Annotated in this window: 11 protein-coding genes; 1 reads left to right on the forward strand and 10 read right to left on the reverse strand. The window is 38.8% G+C overall.

The genetic code is table 11. The features are described from left to right. Window positions 1-5: 5 nt before the first annotated feature. Genes MK395_RS03700 through pitA form a run of 3 tightly spaced genes read right to left on the reverse strand, consistent with a single transcriptional unit; the run spans window position 6 to window position 4,413 of the window. A complete protein-coding gene (locus tag MK395_RS03700) occupies window positions 6-1,271 on the reverse strand; it encodes a DUF7601 domain-containing protein (protein WP_312023146.1) in 1,266 nt (421 codons plus the stop codon). Beyond that, a complete protein-coding gene (sipA, locus tag MK395_RS03705) occupies window positions 1,271-1,822 on the reverse strand; it encodes a PI-2 pilus system signal peptidase SipA (RefSeq protein ID WP_000924790.1) in 552 nt (183 codons plus the stop codon). Before sipA ends, MK395_RS03700 begins: the two co-directional genes overlap by 1 nt. Next, window positions 1,822-4,413, reverse strand: coding sequence for a PI-2 pilus tip adhesin PitA (gene pitA / locus MK395_RS03710; protein WP_268711301.1), 2,592 nt, complete (start codon window positions 4,411-4,413; stop codon window positions 1,822-1,824). The genes sipA and pitA overlap by 1 nt, the downstream gene beginning before the upstream one ends. 358 nt (window positions 4,414-4,771) lie before the next feature. On the opposite strand from pitA, the gene pepT reads away from it, so the two are divergent. Next, entirely contained in the window at window positions 4,772-5,995 is a 1,224-nt protein-coding gene (pepT, locus tag MK395_RS03715; protein WP_049518625.1) for a peptidase T, read from the forward strand. A 36-nt stretch (window positions 5,996-6,031) separates the two neighbouring features. Here the strand turns inward: pepT and MK395_RS03720 are convergent, their stop codons facing one another. The 7 genes from MK395_RS03720 to MK395_RS03750 form a co-directional block, all read right to left on the reverse strand. Next, window positions 6,032-9,085, reverse strand: a complete 3,054-nt coding sequence (locus MK395_RS03720; RefSeq protein ID WP_049518623.1) for a pneumococcal-type histidine triad protein — start codon at window positions 9,083-9,085, stop codon at window positions 6,032-6,034. Between the two features lie 290 nt (window positions 9,086-9,375). After that, window positions 9,376-11,892, reverse strand: a complete 2,517-nt coding sequence (locus MK395_RS03725; RefSeq protein ID WP_049518622.1) for a pneumococcal-type histidine triad protein — start codon at window positions 11,890-11,892, stop codon at window positions 9,376-9,378. 7 nt (window positions 11,893-11,899) lie between these two features. Further along, window positions 11,900-12,817, reverse strand: coding sequence for a metal ABC transporter substrate-binding protein (locus MK395_RS03730; protein WP_000747424.1), 918 nt, complete (start codon window positions 12,815-12,817; stop codon window positions 11,900-11,902). Between the two features lie 195 nt (window positions 12,818-13,012). Continuing rightward, window positions 13,013-15,550 carry a pneumococcal-type histidine triad protein gene (locus tag MK395_RS03735; RefSeq protein ID WP_268711302.1) on the reverse strand — a complete coding sequence of 846 codons (2,538 nt, stop codon included), beginning with the start codon at window positions 15,548-15,550 and terminating at the stop codon, window positions 13,013-13,015. Window positions 15,551-15,795: 245 nt separating this feature from the next. Then, complete coding sequence (gene ptsP, locus MK395_RS03740) at window positions 15,796-17,529, reverse strand: phosphoenolpyruvate--protein phosphotransferase (RefSeq protein WP_049489689.1); 1,734 nt, start codon at window positions 17,527-17,529, stop codon at window positions 15,796-15,798. Window positions 17,530-17,534: 5 nt separating this feature from the next. After that, complete coding sequence (locus MK395_RS03745) at window positions 17,535-17,798, reverse strand: phosphocarrier protein HPr (protein WP_000146948.1); 264 nt, start codon at window positions 17,796-17,798, stop codon at window positions 17,535-17,537. 458 nt (window positions 17,799-18,256) lie between these two features. After that, on the reverse strand, window positions 18,257-19,477 hold the full coding sequence (locus MK395_RS03750) for an alpha/beta hydrolase family protein (RefSeq protein WP_000661897.1): 1,221 nt from the start codon (window positions 19,475-19,477) through the stop codon (window positions 18,257-18,259). Between the last annotated feature and the right edge of the window lie 264 nt (window positions 19,478-19,741).

Consider the following 19,741-nt stretch of genomic DNA (forward strand, 5'->3'; position numbering starts at 1 on the left):
CTTGCTTAAGCTTGTCTGCGTTTTTTAGACAAAACAACAAATCCAGCCAAACCAAGACCAATCATCAAGATGAAAGGAAGGTTGTCAATCAAAAGACCAGTAGGGGTAACGTCTGGTAAGCTATTTGTGATAGTGTTATCGTTTGGTTTTTCACCAATAAGGATACTATCTTGAGTGAAATTTGTAGAAACTGTACCAGCTTGATTTTTTGATGCTCCGTTCTCCTTATATGCAGCTGAAGCTGTGTAACCTTGAGATCCGGTTTCAACCAATTTATAACGAGTACCAGCAGGAATTGTGTCAAACACCAAAGATTGATCGTGACGTAGTGTTATAGTCGTTTCTTGACCATAGACAAATGTTTTTGAGGTTTCACCGATTTTACCAGTGATTGATTGTGAAGTTTCTGTAGATGCTTTTGTGAAAGTAAGCTTGAAAGTAAAATCTTTTGATTTATCTGCAGTAGCACCTGATACAACTTTTTTAATTACTAAAGATTTAGCATTTGGGTCAACTTTTGAAACATTTGGTTTATTAGGGTTTGGTTCATTTGGATCTGTAATTTTACCAGCATTTTTACGATAGATGTTAGTGAAAAGATCATATTTGTAAGTAGTTCCACTTTCAGATGGTTTTACTTTACCATTCACACTTGGGGATACTTGTTTAAAATACACAGAAGAAATATATGTTCCTCCTGTAGTTTTGTTCTTAACAATAACGTGCATTTCATAGTTGCGATTATCATATGTCATAAAATCAATAGGTGAACCATTTTTTTGAATAACATTCCAACCAACATTTTGTTTTTCAGCAACAGTATAGACATATTCACCAGCATGTGTATAGTTCACTTCTCTAAAAATATCGCCGGTTTCTTTCTTAATGTTAGTTTGGCCAGTTGCTAAAACGTCTGTTCCAGAATAAGATACATTTTTATCTGTAATTTGACCATTAGAAGAATCAATCGTTTCATAAGGTGCACCATTTGATGATGTACCAGTTTTTGGGGTGAAAGTAAATGTAAAAGTTGCTTCAGGTGTTGTAATTCCTTCCGCAATATTCAACACCTTATTAATAGAAACTTTTGCACTTGTTTCACCATTTGCTTTGGCAGTTGCCACATCATTATCATCCGCAAATGTTGGCACTCCTCTAAAGACCGACAAGGCGGTTACAGCTGCAATGCTTGCAGTAACTAATTTTTTCAAAAATGTTTTTTTCATGATTATTCCTTTTATTTTTAAATTTCTTTTTTCATAAATTATCATCAAAAGCCCCGTCGCCTTAGGACTGTTACCACCTTGCCATGGGTATCCTGTATAGGAATGGTTCCAAAAGCACGACTATCTACAGCCGTTGTTCGATTGTCTCCGAGGACAAAGAGTTGTCCTGCTGGGACTTTCATTGGGAAGGTAGCCCCTTCCTTATAGAGCAGCGTTTCTTTGTAGATATCCTGCTCTTGTTGAGGAGAACCGTTGATGATGAGACCATTTTCGTTTATATCGATCGTACTTCCTTCGGTTGCTATGACACGCGCCACTCTTTCCTTGCCCTTATAACTATAGACGAGCAGATCACCAATCGAATAACGTTTATCCAACCTATAGTAGACAACCAAATCGCCATCTTTCAAGGCTGGCTTCATGCCATCGTCATTGTATCTCAATAGTCCAAAGACAAAAAAGTAAAGGGTGGCCAGTACAAACCCAACCATCAGAAGCTTACTGACTAAGTAGAGGATATCTCCCCATACACTCGGCGGAGACTTATCCCGATTGACTTGTGTTACTGTTTTCTTATGTTTCTTTTTAAGTAGCATTATTTTCTCCTATGTACCACTAGATAGCCGAGTAGGATTGTAAAGAAGATACCTCCTAGAGGAAGGATTATTCCTAACACGAGTGTACTGCTGAGGAAGTCAACTCCGGTTTCAGGTACGCTATTCTTATTATTCGTGACTGTCGCGGACTTATCCCCATCTAGCTCGCCTTCTTGATTTTCATAAGATACCTGATATCCACGCGAAGAGTTTGATTCCTCTTCTACGGTATAGTGACTATCGAGTGGAAGTCCATCAATTTTTATGGTTTGATCTTTGTTTAGATCAATAGACGCTCGACCATTCGTAAATTGCAGAGGGGTTCTTTTATTATTCACCGTTGCAGTATAGGTTCCATTCAGTGGACTGTTCTGAGCATCCCTGATGTTAATGGTAATCTTGAAGGATTTTAATAGATTGGCAAATACGCCTGTAACTTTTTTTGTGACTGATAAACTTGGAAGCTTGTGATTCGTAACAGTGCTGGTTTCGTCTTTATTCAGATCTCCCTCTTGATTCTCATATGTAACGTGGTAACCGTTCGTTGATGCCGCTTCTTCTTCAACCTTGTAATGGGTTCCCCGAGGAAGATAGCTTAGAATACCTTTCCAACGCTTTCGTTTTTCGACACGGATCTCCGCTTCACCATTCACAACAGTTATCTCTCCGAAAGTTCCATTCAATGGAGTAGAATCAGGAGAGGTTAGTTTTACCTTAATCCTAAACTCCTTGTTCAAGTTATTTTCAGCTTCCAACACTTTCTTAATCGTCAGACTTGGCAATTGTTTATAGATTACCTTAAAGGATGGGTTAGATTCTGTACCAACATTTTTTATTTCTTTGGTAAAGGCTGGGACATCGGGTGCAATTAAATCGTATTGATATCCTTTGGCAACTTTTTCAAAGTTCCTCGTTTCATTAGATACGTTTTTACTAACATTCACATTTGTCTTTCGATAGTCTTGATTATCAGAACCTCCGTTCTTGTTCTTTTGAACCAGTTTCAGTTCAACATTACTCGGTTGATCAGCTGTAATAACAGTTCTCGCACCCGTCACACCTTGCCATTCAACTTCCACTGGTACCGTTAATGGATCTGAAGGCTTAAATGTTGGGTTGTCAGAGTATTCTTTGGTCTTGGTTTGAGAGTTGCCTATTCCATAGGAATAGGTGACACTAGCACCTTTATTGGAGTAGAGTTTATTGACATCAGAACCCTCAGCATCACCAGCCTCTAGTTTTTTATCACCAGCAATGGCATCCAGGGCTTCTTGACTAGATGTAACAGTGAATTTTAGGACATATCTAGCTCCATCTTCTAAGGAATAATTCGGAGAAAATTTTGCCGTAACTTCCACTAATCCTTCTGAGGTTGTTTTGGTATCAAAAGTTACTTGATTTTCAGTTAATATTTCACTGCTACCATCCTTTTCTTTCACTACACGAAACTCTGACGATCCGTTCGGTAATAGCTGGACATACTTAGAAAGAACATCCTTGATGGACACATGGTGGATTCCCAGTGGCAGAATCTTATCAGTGATATCTTTAAAACTGTCCCGTAACTGGTCTTCATCATTTGCAGAGAATATTTCATTTGGAATGGAGGCATTATGTTGCCTCATATAATATTGCAGACTGGTAATACTGTCGACATTGTTTGAATAACGAAATTTAATCGAATAGAAACCATCAAGTGTTGGAGCCAAGCTATATGATAGACTATTTAGATTATTATTTAATCTATCCCAAAACCACTGGGGAGCTGTTTCGATATTAGGATCTTCGTTATTGTAGTTATATATAGTGTAACCATTGGCATCGTAGACCATATTCGCAAAGCCATCTGAAAGCAAAATAACGACTTTCTTAGCATTAGATCTTGCACTTCCCATTAACTGGTTGGCCAAGGTTAATCCAGCCCCAATATTGGTCCCGGTACCAATACCTGACTCAGTACCAATGGAATTACCTCCTGCAATACTCATGTTGTATACCGCTGTTTTAGCAGCACGAGCATTGTTACTCCATCCTAAAATCGTGTTAGCATCATCCCATGGTGAAACGCCATCATAGTATTTTGTCATCCGTTCATAGGGCCAGTATGGTCTAAAAAGTCTCCATTTATTTCCATCCCAATACTGATCATTCTTTTTATTGTCAATTTTCCCACCAAATCCTACCATAGATAAACGGTTATTAGAATTGGATAGAATGGTATCAATTAAGCCCTTACGACCATTTGTTCCTCTTAGAGTATTTTTCAATGCGTCAATCCGACTGATCGTCCGTCCATCAAAAGATTGGACATCCTGATTCTGCATACTTCCTGAGAGGTCTGCTACTAAAACAACATCCAAGGGATCCGTTTGGGTCTCCGTTCCAAGCTTGGAAGTAATATCCAAGGACAACTCATACTTGTCTTCCTGTCCTGATATCGGAGTAATTGTTTTATGAAGACTTGTCTGGGGTTCTATGGTAGAATCTGCATTTAACAGACTTATCGGAGCACACAAAAAGAGAATAGCTAACAGTGTAACTAAACGGCGTACAATAATTTGAACTTTCTTAAACTCGAAATGAATGTTCATTTTATTCTCCTTAACTAGAATGTACTAATATTGTTACTATATCAATCTAGGACATTTACAAGATAATTGTACAATAAAGTTCACGCAGTGTCAATTAATATGATTGATTTTATATTATGTTAATTAATAAAAGAGTATGATTCTTCTTTGTCTTTCAAACTATTCTATGGTAAAATGAAAAAAGAAATAAAAAATCTCATAAAATATCAATGCATATATTTTATTCTAAAATGCCCAAGATTTCATTTGAAAGTCTATTGAATTTGAATTATTATATTTTTTCAAAATTCATGAAATTTTCAGAATAAGGTTTTTTCCGAAGTTTGCATTCTATTTTATGATTGTTAAAGGAGTTTTTATGACTTATCCGAACCTTTTAGATCGTTTCTTGACCTACGTTAAGGTCAATACGCGTTCTGATGAACACTCTACTACTACTCCAAGTACGCAAAGCCAGGTAGATTTTGCGACCAATGTTCTTATTCCTGAAATGAAACGTGTCGGTCTGCAAAACGTCTACTACCTTCCAAATGGTTTTGCTATTGGTACCTTACCAGCTAATGATCCAAGCTTGACACGCAAGATTGGCTTCATCTCCCACATGGACACAGCTGACTTTAATGCTGAGGGAGTTAATCCGCAAGTCATCGAAAATTACGATGGTGGAGTTATCGACTTGGGTGATTCTGGATTTAAACTAGATCCGGCCGACTTCAAGAGTCTTGAGAAATATCCAGGCCAAACACTCATCACAACAGATGGAACGACCTTGCTAGGTGCTGATGACAAGTCAGGAATTGCTGAAATTATGACTGCTATCGAATACCTGACTGCTCATCCCGAAATCAAACACTGTGAGATTCGAGTTGGTTTTGGACCAGATGAAGAAATCGGTGTTGGTGCTAACAAGTTTGATGCAGAAGACTTTGACGTTGACTTTGCCTATACTGTTGATGGTGGTCCGCTAGGAGAACTTCAGTACGAGACTTTCTCAGCCGCTGCTGCTGAGCTTCATTTCCAAGGGCGCAATGTTCACCCTGGTACTGCAAAGGGTCAAATGGTCAATGCCCTTCAGCTAGCAATTGATTTTCATAATCAACTTCCAGAGAATGACCGACCTGAACTGACAGATGGTTACCAAGGTTTCTATCATCTTATGGATGTGTCAGGTAGTGTCGAGGAGGCGCGTGCAAGCTACATCATTCGTGACTTTGAAAAGGATTCCTTTGAAGCTCGTAAAGCAGCTATGCAGTCTATTGCTGATAAGATGAATCAAGAGCTTGGGAATGATCGCGTTAGCTTGACTCTGACAGACCAGTACTACAATATGAAGGAAGTCATTGAGAAAGACATGACACCCGTTACCATTGCTAAGGATGTTATGGAAGATTTAGGTATCACGCCAATTATTGAACCAATTCGTGGTGGAACAGATGGCTCTAAGATTTCCTTTATGGGTATCCCAACTCCAAATATCTTTGCTGGTGGTGAAAACATGCATGGACGTTTTGAATACGTCAGCCTTCAGACTATGGAGCGTGCGGTGGATACCATCATTGGCATTGTATCTTATAAAGACTAAAAAAGACGAGGTAGCTCAGCTACTTCGCCTTTCTTTTTATTCATTTGGTTGAGCACTTGTCTCAGACTCACTTTGCGCTTGCTTTTCTGTTGGTTTAGAAGCAGCTGTTTCACTGTCTTTCTCAGACTTAGATTGGCTATCAGTTTTACTTGCTTTTGAACGGAGTTCCTGGTTCAAGCTAATGATTTCTTTAGCTAGAGTGAGGAGGCCTTCTTTATCACTACTTTTGGCTGCAAGTTGATCAAATAGGCCATCAACACGTTCAAAGTCAGCATCGGATCCTTTGTTATCCTCTAAGTACTTGTGAAGAGAGAGCAAGATATTATAGAGTTTTTGGTAGATAATCACCGTTTGTGGATCTTGTTCTGCTTCTTTTTTCTCTCGTTGGATAGTCGCTGCAATACGATTCAAGAGATCCTCAAGTTGTGTTTTAGCTTCGTCAAGGTCTGCATTTTCCTTTTCAGTAGCCGCTTTGATATTAGCTGCTTCTTCAGCTAGGGATTGTTTGACACCATCTTCTTTGACACGTGCTAGGAGTTGAGCAGCTTTAGTTAGGAGAGCATCCACTTCTTCCTTCTTAACATGACTAACCCGCTCTTCTGGCATAAAATCACCGTAGAGTTCTTTTAGGAATTCATAGATGGCGGTCTTAGCAGTTTGACTATCTACTTTTTCCGTATCTAGAATAGTCTTACCAACTTTTGTAGAAACGGGTTCTTCTTTGAGAGCTTCTTCTACTTCTAACTTAGTTTGGTAAATAGTTGGGAATAACTTGTTCAAGTCGGTTGCTTTGAGGAAAGATTGTGACTGGTAAAGTTCCCATGTCAACTTGGCAACACGGTTCCGAAGTTCTTCTCTCAAACGACCATCAGACACATGTTCGTAGAAGTACTTGATGTACTCTACTGTTGTAACCCCTGTCCGATCTCGGAAATTTTGCAAGGCCTGCAGTTTCGCTTCAATCGCAGTCAACTCTGTCTCATCCTGTGCTAGTTTTGCTTCCTGCAAATGTACTAAGAGATCTTTCTTAGGCAAGCCATAAGTATCTGTATCCAGTGTATTGATCTTATCTACAAGGGCTTGGTACTTCTTATCTAAAGGTGAAGTTTCAACCGGTGCCACACTTTGATCCACATGGATATACTGTTTATCAAAGAGATCCAAGGATGTTAGATATCCAGCAGTTGAGTTTGTTGCCAATTTTTTCATATTTTCGGTGAACTGCCCCAAAGCAAGTTCAACCCGTCTCTGCATGATTGGCTGGTCTTTGTAGAGACTTCTGCTATCTGCTAAAAGTTGATCCACCTTAGATAGAACTGTTTGTTCATCAAATGCTCCAGGTTGATAGGTCGATTGTAGGGCCGGAATCTTATTTTTCAAAGCTACTTCATAGCCCTTAGTTTGAACCTTGATGTAGTGATTGTGGTCTCCGTGAGGAATCACAAAACTACCACTTTCTACCTGTAAACTATAAGGAGATACCCCATCACGTAGGGCAGTTGTATACAGTTCATTTAGGAAATCCAGTTCTGGATTTCCAGTTTGGAGAGGAATACGAACATGTTCTTTTCGAACAGCATAGGGATGGATATGGGTTGGATCATAAGCTTGATCCGGATTTCCAAAGACAAAGAATCCATTTGAAATGCGAATCGCTTCAAGCGGTACTCCGTAGGTCTGTGAGATATACTTGATTTTTTCTTCATCGCTAGCATCTCTTGAGAAACTTTCCACAGTCTTTGCAAGTGGTTGAACGTGCTGCGACTGATGATTTTCTTTCAAGTGATCTTGGGCAGCTTTGATTTGGGCTGCAGTCAAGTCCTTCTTAAAGAAATAATGAGCGTGATCTCCATGAGAAACTACAAACCCTTGCTCATCTTCACTAATAACACGGTCAGCTGCAAAACCATGATCATGTTCTTCACCGTGATGATGGTCATGCTCCTCTCCATCGTGGTCATGGTCTTCATGGTTGGTATCCTGACTTCCATGGTCACCGTCTTGGTCATGAGGATGATCTGGTTGAGCTGGATGTTCTGCTGGTTTGCTTGGATTTTCCAAAGGTGTTGGCTTCCCACTGTCGCTAGATAAAGGAATCATACGCGCAATCTTTTCTTCCAATGCAGAAAGCTTTGTATATGGGATGAAATGATAGTGATTTCCGTGAGGAATCGCCACGCCACTCGGCGTTCTACTTGAAATCTTAGCAGGATCAAAAATCAAGCCATCTGATTCAGCATAACGTTGATTACTTGGAAGAGCATAGAGTTGCTGCAATAGACTCTGAAGGCTCTCTTCTGGTTTGCTTGGTGTTTCGGTTTGTTGACTTGGATTAGTGGTTTGACTGCTTCCATTTTGGTTTGGACGATAGTCAGTCACAGTTGGTTGCTTTCTAGTTCCAGAGAGGTAAGTTTGAGCAGCTGCCAATTCGCTAGCAGACAAGGAACTCTTCGGAATGTAGTGGAAATGTCCTCCATGAGGAACGATATAAGCATCACCAGTATCCTCTATAATATCAGATGGATTAAAAATATACCCATCATCAGTGGTATAGCGACCTTGCGATTGAGCAAGCGCCACTGCACTGTTAGAGGTTGGTGCATCATGAGTATGACCTTGTTTTTGGCGCTCAATTTCGTCCTTCGTACGAATATTATCAGCATGAGCCGCATCTTTAAGGTAAACATAATACTTGCCATCCACCTTGATAATGTAGCCACCTTTGATTTCGTTGACAATGTCAGCATCTTTCAGTTGATAATTGGCATCTTTCATCAACAGTTCTTCGCTGAAAATCGCGTCAAAAGGAACTTTCCCATTGTAATAATGGAAATGATCACCGTGTGATGTCACATAACCTTGATCGGTAATTTTCACGACAATCTGTTCTGCCTGAATATCTTCTTTTTTGCTAACTTGATCTGGTGTCTGGGTCTCTGTTTTTTGAGAGTCTTGTTTACCATCGACATAAGATACACGATTATTGTCCTTATTTTCCTGCGATCTATACTGGTTCAATGCATAAGCGCAAAGACTCAAGGATACGATAAGAGCTGATCCAGCTGCTATATATTTTTTACTGAATTTCATAAATCCCTCATTTCAATAAATGATGAAGCTATTTCTTAACTTCTTTTTTTCGGTTAAACAGTTTTCCTAAACCGGTTATTTAACCAATTAATTAACCAGTAAATAGTTTACCTTTTTTAAGTTTATCTGTCAAGATTTTTAGTGAAAGAGACTCAAATTATTACTTTAAGAATCCTTTCTTCATTTTTTAGACAGGAAATTTCATCTTTTTATTAACAAATAAAAGGACATTATTCTATCCAATAATAGAACAATATCCTTTCAACTAGATGATTATTTGTCAAAATCTTCTAAGGTTTTATTTGCTTAAGAGTTTTAATATCATAGGTTACTAAATCCCCATTCTTATTATAAAACTGAACTCCTTCTGCTGAAAAAATAAGGTATTTAGAATCAATTTGAGCAATTTGTGTTATTTTATTTATATGATCTTTTAAAGTGGCCTTATCTAATCCATAATCTGGTATATCATCGTAATCATCTTCTTTATTTTCTTCTGCTTTAGGTTTGTCTTTTTCAACCGAAGGATTGCTGCTAGTCGCATCTGCCTCATTTTGAGATTTATTATCCTTTGGTTGTTCATCGACTTTATTTGAATCGGATGCATCTTTCTTTGTTTCCGATTTCTTATCTGAAGAAACTAGATGTGAATTAGAAGAATCATTTGTTGTTTCTTTTTCTTTAATTCTTTTAGCAATCAACTCTTGAGCTTGTTTCCACTCTTTATCTGATAAATCAGACTGATTGATATTTCTCAATGAATCACCACTAGCTTTTGGAATACTGAAAGATTTATCTGCCCAAATATAGGTTCCCTTTGCCAATACATCCTGAGGATCAAAAATATATCCATCAGGAGTTGCAAACTTGCCTTCTTTAAGTGCTTTCTGAACTTCTTCAGCAGAATGGATAATTTGCCAATTCTGCATTCCAGCGCGTTTTTCAAGAGGAGTCACATTAGCAATAACGGAACCTGAATCCTCGTGACCCGGCTTAGACCAAACTTCAGGACGAACCTCAGGGTGTTGCATGACATATTTAATAGTCGCAATTTGATCAGGCTCTAACCATGAGTAAGGCACAACATGAATATGATCAATGTGTGGAATAATGAATGAACTTCCAGTATCATAGGTAGTATTCGCTGCATGCATCGGCAAACTTGAGACATCTACAGCTAATCTTGGTTTGATCCCTGTGTCTACTATATCATAACGATAATGATCTCTATCCTTAAGCATGAGTTCTTGTTCAGAAAAAGCAATTTGAGTAAGATCAAGTTCATCTCGAGAGTAGAAGTATTCTTTTCCGTTCTCTTTAAGAACATAGCCTACTTTACCATCTTTAGTCACTTTACCAGTCACTTTTTTTGAATCAAATTTTGGTTTTTCTTTGTTATCCATATTCTCTGAAGGAATAACACTCTCATTAGGTTGGCCTTTTTCCTTCATCCATTTGCTAACTTCATCTAATTCGAACTGTTCTAACTCTCCAAATCCCACATAATGGAAATGATTTCCATGTCTCGCTATAATGCCTGATTTATCAACTGAATAGATAGAATCTTTACTGAATACATATCCATCACTCGTATCATAAGGTTTACCATCTAAACCTTTTCCATAAGCTTTGATTGGTTGTCCTAAGAACTTATGAACTACTTCTCTTGATACTAAAGGTTTAATATCTGTACCAATTTGATTTAATCCATATTGCCCTTTTAACGGAATCATTCTTGCAATCTTCTGCTCTAAATCAGTCATTTGAGAATAAGGGATAAAGTGGTAATGGTCTCCGTGTGGCACTGCAACACCATTCGCAGTTTTTCTTGTAATCTGCGCTGGATCAAAGACAAGTCCATCTGATTCCACGTGTCGTTGACTGAGCGGCAAGGCATAAAGTTGTTTCAAGAGACTAGATACATCTTCACTTGGACTTTCTTGATAACTATTATCCACTTGTGAGCTAACACTTGGAGCCCATCCTCTAATATTTGTCTCAACTTTACTATGATTTGTTTGTCCATATGAACTACTATTCGATGCATCTGATGAGCTACTAGAAGAATTTGTAGACGGACGATACCCAACTGAGCTTGTTTGACCACCTTTACCAGATAAGAAGGCTCGAGCAGCAGCTAATTCACTGGCAGACAAGTCACTCTTAGGAATATAGTGGAAGTGATTACCATGAGGAACGATATAAGCATCGCCCGTATCTTCGATGATATCAGATGCATTAAAGATATAACCATCATCTGTTGTATAGCGTCCTTGAGCTCTGGCTACAACTACTGCCTGATCGTTAGAACCTCCTCCGTGATTACTACTATGTTCTTGTTTCTGACGAGTAATTTCTTCTTTTGTTCGAATATTATCCGCATGAGCCGTATCTTTCAGGTAAACATAGTATTTCCCGTCTACCTTAATCACATAACCACCCTTGATTTCATTAACAATATCTGAATCTTTCAACTGATAATTCGGATCTTTCATCAGCAACTCTTCACTGATGATAGCATCATAAGGAACCTTCCCATTGTAATAATGATAGTGGTCACCGTGTGAAGTGACATAGCCTTGATCAGTAATTTTGATGACAATTTGTTCGGCATTGATGCCTTCTTTTTTACTGACTTCATCAGGTGTCAAAGTCTCTGCCTTTTGACTCGGTTGTTTTCCATCTATATAGGAAACACGATTATTTTCCTTGACTGTTCTAGCTTGATACAGTCCCAACTCGTAAGAACAAACACTTAAAATTAAAGCTGCCGCAGAACCTGCTAGATATTTTTTATTGATTTTCATAATTTCCTCATTTTAATTCTTCTGCAAGAACATTCATATTTTCTTCTAAATTTTCTAAGTAAGTTTTGTCATTTTCAGGATCAGCTTCCAAAGGATTGAGTGTCTTTAGGCTAACTCCTGTTGATTTGACCAAGGTCTCAGCGACTTTAGAAGAAGCATTGCTCTCAGTAAAGATGGTTTTAACCTTATAGGTCTTAACGAATTCCTGAATTTCTGTTAGTTGTCTCGGACTTGGTTCTTGTTCAGGGGAAATCCCTGCTATACCAAGTTGTTTCAAACCAAAGCGTTTAGCGAGATAAGAAAAGGCTGTGTGTTGTGTAACAAAGGTCTTTTGACTCGCTTTTTCAAAAATAGGCTGGTACTTCTTAGTCAATTCTTGGGCTTTAGCGATAAAGTTTTTAGCATTCTTTTGATACGTTTCCTTATTAGCACTATCAATCTCCGAAAGTTTGTCAGCGATAATCTGAGCTTCTTCACCTGCTTTTTCTGGATCTAACCAAGTGTGAGGGTCGTAGAGTGTTTTTTCATCGATACCGTCACCAGCTTCAACATCTTCCAAACCTGGTACACGCTCCAACGTCATTCCTTCAGAAGCTTCTAAAACCTTAACTTTTGAGTTTTTCAAGTTAGGATCTAGACTTCCAGCCCAAGATTCGAGCGTATGAGAATGGTAGACAAAGACATCCGCGTCATAAATAGCAGCAATGTCATTTGCTGACGGTTCAAAGGAGTGAATCCCACTACTTGACTGAATCATCCGTACATCATTCAAGTCCCCTGATACCTCTTTTACCATGGCATAGATTGGGTAAAAACTTGTTACAATCTTCATCCCTTTTGCTTCTTGTTTTTCTTTTTGACCACATGCTCCTAAGACAAGAACCAGCAGACTTGCCACTAATAATAGAAATGTTCTTTTTTTCATCATTACTCCTTAACTAGTATTTAACCATTTAATTAACTAGTAAATAGTTTATCTTTATTTACACTATATGTCAAGATATTTTACATATTTTCATGAAAAAAATGAGAACTAGAACTTACATTCTGTTCTCATTTTCGATTTTAACTTTTCTAGTTCTCCTATCCTGTTTTTAGGAGTTAGAAAATGTTGTTACAACTACTTACTCTCCCTTAACAAAGCCAATAATTTTTCAGCTTCTGCCATAATAGTATTGTTGTCCTGGGAGCCAAATAGCAGGTTATTTTTTAAGCCAGTGAGAGTTTCTTTGGCATTGGACTTGATAATGGGGTCTTGGATCTTTGCAAGTAGCTCTTCAGCCTCTCTCAGTTTTTCTTCAACCTTTTCAGTTTCAACCTGAGGTTCTTCTGGTTCCTCTGGTGATTCTTCTTCTGGCTCCTCAGTTGGTTTTGGAGATTCTGGTTTCTCACTCTGAGGTTTCTCTTCGCGAGGTTTTTCTTCCTCAGGTTTTTCTGTACGAGGTTTCTCCTCTGATGGTTTTTCCGTTTGATTGGTATCAGCTTGACCATTTTGGTTTCTTTGAACATGGTCACTTGCATTCCCCCAACCACTATCTGAATGCGGACGTTCGTTTGGATGTTCGACATAGTACTTGACAGTCGCAAAGAGATCCTCAAGAGTATACCCCTTAGGTGCCTCATAAAGTCCTTCGTCAAACCACTCAAATTTGATGTTATGGTAATGATCATAATGAGGAATGATTAAACTACCGTTTTTAACTTCCACGGTATGTTGGAGATTGTAAGGCATACGATCAAGCGGCACCTTTTTAGCTGCTTTCACGCGGTTGTAGATAGCTTCTGCTCCTTTAGCCTCCGTATTTCCTGGATTCTGATGGTCTGTTGAAGGAGGAGTCAAACCTTTCTCTTTAGCATAAGCCTGGGCTGCCGCTCTTTCGGCTTCAGACAAACTATCTTTTTTAATCCAATGGCTATGGGTCATATGTGGAGTTACATAGGCATCCCCCTCATCACTGGTGATATCACGAGGATCAAAGATATAGCCATCTTCTGTTGTATACTTGCCTGCCAACTTGGCTACTTGAATCTCATCATCTGTGTAAGCTATTTGCGCATTTGGTTTTCCTAAACGTTCTGGATGACGAATCGGTGCTAGATAGGCCAAAATATCATCCACCAACTTGACTTTATCACTTGAAGCATCATTGAGTCGTTCCAAGAGTTTATCCAAAGCGTCAAAATCAACTTTACGACCTTTATTATCAAGTAAGTCCTGATGAATTCTTGCTAGTAAATCATAAGCCTTATTGTAAAATCCTCGATCACCAGATGGGAGGTTGGTTTTCTTAGCTCCGAGTTTATGAGACAAACTTTCTTGCTTGGCTAGTTTACTATCAATGGCTGCTGCAGTTTCTGCTGAAAGTTCCTTGGCAGGAATATAACGAGAGATTCCATTCTCCTCAAATACATAGCCATCAGCTACTTTTCGAATCACCTGTTTAACCAATTTTTCATCAATTGGATTGCTTGGAGTTGGTTGAGGAGTTGGTGCAGGTTGTGGGCTTGGACTAGGTTCCGGAGTCGGTTGTGGACTTGGTTCTTCTGGTCTTGAATCCGGCACCCTATGGCTCGAACTGTACTGTAGAGGAATAATACGAGCGATTCGTTCTTCCAATTCAGACATCTGTGTATAAGGGATGAAATGGTAATGGTTCCCATGAGGCACAGCAACTCCTCTAGCTGTTCGACTTGTAATCTGTGCTGGGTCGAAGACAAGGCCATCAGATTCTACGTGTCGTTGGCTGAGCGGCAAGGCGTAAAGTTGTTTCAGAAGGCTATCAATATCCTCATCACTTTGACTTGCTTGACTATCGTCACTACTGTTGTTAGATGTGTTCGTGTTCGTATAGCCACTGCCTTGGTTATTATAGGATGGGCTCCATCTATCTACATCGCTGCTAGCACTGTTGTTATTGGTACGGCGATAAGTAGGCGCCTTTGATTGGCCACTTCTACCAGATAGAAAGGCTTCTGCAGCAGCCAATTCGCTGGCTGATAACTCGCTCTTAGGAATGTAATGGTAATGGTCGCCATGAGGAACGATATAAGCATCACCAGTATCTTCAATGATATCGGATGCATTAAAGATGTAACCATCATCTGTGGTGTAGCGTCCCTGTGAACGTGCCAAGGCTACCGCACCATCGTTTGCTGAAGTCCCTCTTTCACGATGCTGACTATGTTCTTGTTTTTGCCGATTGATTTCTTCTTTCGTACGGACATTATCCGCATGTGCAGTGTCCTTAAGGTAAACATAGTATTTTCCATCTACCTTGATAACATAACCGCCCTTGATTTCACTGACAATATCCTCGTCCTTGAGCTGGTAGTTTGGATCCTTCATCAGCAACTCTTCACTGATGATGGCATCATAAGGAACCTTGCCATTGTAATAATGATAGTGGTCACCATGTGAAGTGACATAGCCTTGGTCTGTTATCTTGATGACGATTTGCTCGGCATTGATGCCTTCTTTCTTGCTAACCTCATCAGGAGTCAGATTCTCCGTTTTTTGCGCAGTTTGTTTACCATCAACGTAAGACACACGGTTATTTTCCTTGACCGTTCTGGCTTGATACAGTCCCAACTCGTAAGAGCAAACACTTAAAATTAAAGCTGCCGCAGAACCAGCAAGGTATTTTTTATTAATTTTCATCGAAACTCTCTTTCTTTTTTAATATTTCTATTTGCAATTCATTTCTAAATTGCAGAAACTCCTCTCTATTAATTAACTGGTTAATAGTTTACTCCTAAATTTGCAACTTGTCAAGAATTTTATGAACCAGTTAAGTATTTTTTTGTTCTGACCACAACTTTCTCAAGATTGGACTTTATATAAGAAAAATTAGCTTGAAAATTCTTTAAAAAAATCCCTGCAACTGAGTTGCAAGGACTTTTCGATTAATCAAAATTAACGTATTCTTTTTGAAGTTCAAGAACTTCTTCCATTGTTGAGCATTCTGTAAGGGCACGGTTTGCGTACTCTTCCATCTTAGCTGTATCGAGTTTCTTCATCAAGCTACGTGTACGAAGTACTGATGTTGCTGACATAGAGAACTCATCCAAGCCCATTCCGACAAGAAGTGGAACAGCCTGTTGGTCACCAGCCATCTCACCACACATACCAGCCCATTTACCTTCAGCGTGAGCTGCTTTGATAACGTTGTTAATCAAACGAAGGATTGATGGGTTGTATGGTTGGTAAAGGTATGAAACTTGTTCGTTCATACGGTCTGCTGCCATTGTGTATTGGATCAAGTCGTTTGTACCAATTGAGAAGAAGTCAACTTCTTTGGCAAATTGGTCTGCAAGCATTGCTGCTGCTGGGATTTCGATCATGATACCAACTTGGATATTATCCGCAACTGCAACACCTTCAGCAAGAAGGTTTGCTTTTTCTTCATCAAAGACTGCTTTCGCTGCACGGAATTCTTTCAAGAGTGCAACCATTGGGAACATGATACGCAATTGACCGTGAACAGAAGCACGAAGAAGGGCACGGATTTGTGTACGGAACATAGCATCTCCAGTTTCAGAAATAGAGATACGAAGGGCACGGAATCCAAGGAATGGGTTCATTTCGTGAGGCATATCGAAGTAAGGAAGTTCCTTATCTCCACCGATATCCATTGTACGAACAACAACAGGTTTACCGTTCATTCCTTCAAGTACAGCCTTGTAAGCTTCGTACTGCTCGTCTTCTGTTGGGAAGTCTTGAGAATCCATGTACAAGAACTCTGTACGGTAAAGACCAACAGCTTCAGCACCGTTGTCATTGACACCTTCAACGTCTTTTGGAGTACCGATGTTGGCAGCCAATTCAAAGTGTTTACCATCCGCAGTTACTGTTTTAGCATCTTTCAAGAGCGCCCATTCAGCTTTTTGCTTCGCATAAGCTTCACCAGCAGCCTTGAATTCAGCCGCTTGCTCATCAGTTGGGTTGATAATAACCTCACCAGTGATACCGTTAACAGCAAGAATGTCACCCTCTTTAACGATTTCAGTGATGTTGTTTGTACCTAATACTGCTGCAATTTCAAGTGTACGCGCCATGATAGCTGAGTGGCTTGTACGTCCACCAATGTTGGTTACAAAAGCTTTTACAAAGTTTTTATCCAATTGAGCTGTATCTGAAGGAGTCAAGTCATGCGCAATCACAATCACTTCTTCATTGATAGAAGCTGGGTTTGGCAATTTTTTACCAAGGAGATTTGCCAATACACGTTTTGTAACGTCGCGGATATCCGCTGCGCGTTCTTGCATGTATGGGTTGTCTTCCATGCCTTCAAAGATAGTGATAAACATGTCTGTTACTTCTTTCAGACCTGCTTCTGCATTCACTTTCTTCGCACGGATTGTTTCCTTGATTTGGCTGATCATTTCTGGGTCAGCAAGAACCATTAAGTGAGCGTCAAAAACTTGAGCTGCTTCTTCACCGAGCGTACCTACTGCTTTCTCGCGAATAACAGAAAGCTCGTCTTGTGATGCCTGTAGAGCGGCATCAAGGCGAGCTTCTTCTGCGTTTGTATCTTCGACTGTAACAGTCTCAAATGACAAATCCGGTTGAACGAGTAGATATGCTTTTGCAACTGCAACACCGTCAGATGCTGCGATTCCTTTAAGCATTTCTGTCATTTTCCTTATGCCAATCCTTCTTTTTCCATAGTTTCAGTGATTGCAGCGATTGCATCGTCAGCATCTGCACCTTCAGCTGAAATTGTAACGTCAGCACCTTGGCCAACACCAAGACTCATAACACCCATGATTGATTTAAGGTTTACTGATTTACCTTTGTACTCAAGAGTGATATCTGAAGCAAATTTGCTAGCTGTTTGAACCAACAATGTTGCTGGACGTGCATGAATACCTGTTTCTGCCACTACGTGGAAATCTTTAGAAGCCATAGTTTGACTCTCCTTTAATTGTTTCTTATTTGGATTATATGTGATAACCCTTACAAGACTGTATTATATCACCTTCTAGATAATTTTTCAAGTATTTTATGGACTTTTACTGAAAATGAAATTGCTTCTTTTTCTATCATACAGGTACTATGGGAAATTTAGGCACTAATTATTAAAAGAATATTACCTTCAAAATTCCAATTTTCAAAGCTATTTTCCCTTAATACCAATCAGAGGACAATCCTAGTAAATAATGAAATAATACTATTTAACTATAATTAATATAACTCAGTAAATCTATTATTTGAAAAGACTTCATCAAATACTAAATACTGAAATTCTAAAACCTACTCTTACCATCAACAGTAGAGAATTTATCCAATTTGCTACTTAAAGTAAAATAAGTTTGTAGCCCCTAACAGTAAAAAGGTAGATATATCTAAGTGGTATAAGTAGAACTAAAACTTTGATTGATTCCATTCAAATAAAGTATCCAACCAATCAAAAACGACATTATGGGCGAGTCTTAGATTATTGACTTGGCAATGAGCGTCCGCACCACTTTCCGCCTCAAATACTTGAAGTTTAGTTTGTTGATTTTTAGATTTAAGTGCTTCATAAATTACCTTAGTTTGATGCTGCAGTTCAGCACCCTCACCCTTTCCCATAATAAACAGGCATGGGCATTGAATTTTTTGATAATCCACAATCTTTGCATGGTTAAATACATCATCAATAGCACTCTTAAAATCAGAAGTACCAAACTGCCATGCATACTTTTTAAGATTTAAATTTGCTGATTCATTCAAATTTCCAGCTAATTTTAAAATGGCATTTATTAACCAACTAGGTGCTTTCAAACTTGATCCAAATTCTTTTCTGAAAAGTTCTGCAACGTCGTAAATAGGGGTACTAGCAATCCAAGCATGAATTCTTGGATCCTTTTCGACAGCTTGTGCGGTAAAATATCCCCCTCCGCTGACACCATAAATAGCTAAATAATTTAGTTTAGGATTTCTATTTTCCAACCAGTCTATGCATAATGAAATTGGAATAGAAGCATCCACATCAAAGACCAGCCCTCTACTAGGATTGCTCCCTTGACCAGGAAGGTCAACCATTAAAACATTATAATTTCGTATCCAGCCAGGATATCCTGCAAAGTAAAATAAATCTTCGCGATAAGTATCACCTCCACCAATCATGATTAGCGTTGGACAATTATCGCCGCTATGAAGATAATACCCAGGCAAGTAAGAACCCTGATAGGGAATAGTTAGTTTTTCAATCGGTACACCTAGTGAATGAATTGCACTAGAAAACACCTTCTCCATTTGACGAACGGTCGGTAAATACTCGTCAGAAAATGGATCGGTAAACTGAATTGCCGAGCGAAGTGAGTAGGTCTGTGCAAGATAATACTGCGCCTTTGTTTGTTCACTCAATCCTGAATTACTTGCTTCTTGTTCAAGGTAGTTTACATGCGATAAAAATACATTTTTCCAGTCATCAGGCTTTGGTGAGTTCCCCAATCTTTGAGCAAGATAATAAAGCTCTCCATGAGAGAAACCAAAAATTTCACCGATTCCTAACAACCAATTAAAGAAAAAATCCGTATCACCATTCTTAAAAAATATTTGAGTTGATTGCCGTTTTAAAATAACATCATTTTCTTTCACCACGCGCCTCCTAATTCTGTGTTCTTTCATTTATTTAATCTAATTATAATCTGATAACATTCTCTATCAAACAAAAGCATCCAGATATCCATTTTTTAATCTTATAATCACATGTAGTATATCACATAAAATGAACTTTCTCAAACATTGTATTTATATACTCCTTATAAAAGGATACGAAACTCATAAGTATCCTATATAAAATTAACCAATGATCCATTTTTATGAATACAGCATAATCTGTCATTTCCACTTTTGTTATAT

Origin of the sequence: Streptococcus oralis (genome assembly GCF_026782085.1) — a bacterium.
Lineage (GTDB): Bacteria > Bacillota > Bacilli > Lactobacillales > Streptococcaceae > Streptococcus > Streptococcus oralis_DA.

What these genes read in the sequence shown, in the direction of transcription:
- pitA (WP_268711301.1), bottom strand. Translation starts at nt 4,413, where the DNA reads ATGAACATTCATTTCGAGTTTAAGAAAGTTCAAATTATTGTACGCCGT.
- pepT (WP_049518625.1), top strand. Translation starts at nt 4,772, where the DNA reads ATGACTTATCCGAACCTTTTAGATCGTTTCTTGACCTACGTTAAGGTC.
- MK395_RS03735 (WP_268711302.1), bottom strand. Translation starts at nt 15,550, where the DNA reads ATGAAAATTAATAAAAAATACCTTGCTGGTTCTGCGGCAGCTTTAATT.
- MK395_RS03720 (WP_049518623.1), bottom strand. Translation starts at nt 9,085, where the DNA reads ATGAAATTCAGTAAAAAATATATAGCAGCTGGATCAGCTCTTATCGTA.
- ptsP (WP_049489689.1), bottom strand. Translation starts at nt 17,529, where the DNA reads ATGACAGAAATGCTTAAAGGAATCGCAGCATCTGACGGTGTTGCAGTT.
- MK395_RS03730 (WP_000747424.1), bottom strand. Translation starts at nt 12,817, where the DNA reads ATGAAAAAAAGAACATTTCTATTATTAGTGGCAAGTCTGCTGGTTCTT.
- MK395_RS03725 (WP_049518622.1), bottom strand. Translation starts at nt 11,892, where the DNA reads ATGAAAATCAATAAAAAATATCTAGCAGGTTCTGCGGCAGCTTTAATT.
- MK395_RS03700 (WP_312023146.1), bottom strand. Translation starts at nt 1,271, where the DNA reads ATGATAATTTATGAAAAAAGAAATTTAAAAATAAAAGGAATAATCATG.
- sipA (WP_000924790.1), bottom strand. Translation starts at nt 1,822, where the DNA reads ATGCTACTTAAAAAGAAACATAAGAAAACAGTAACACAAGTCAATCGG.
- MK395_RS03745 (WP_000146948.1), bottom strand. Translation starts at nt 17,798, where the DNA reads ATGGCTTCTAAAGATTTCCACGTAGTGGCAGAAACAGGTATTCATGCA.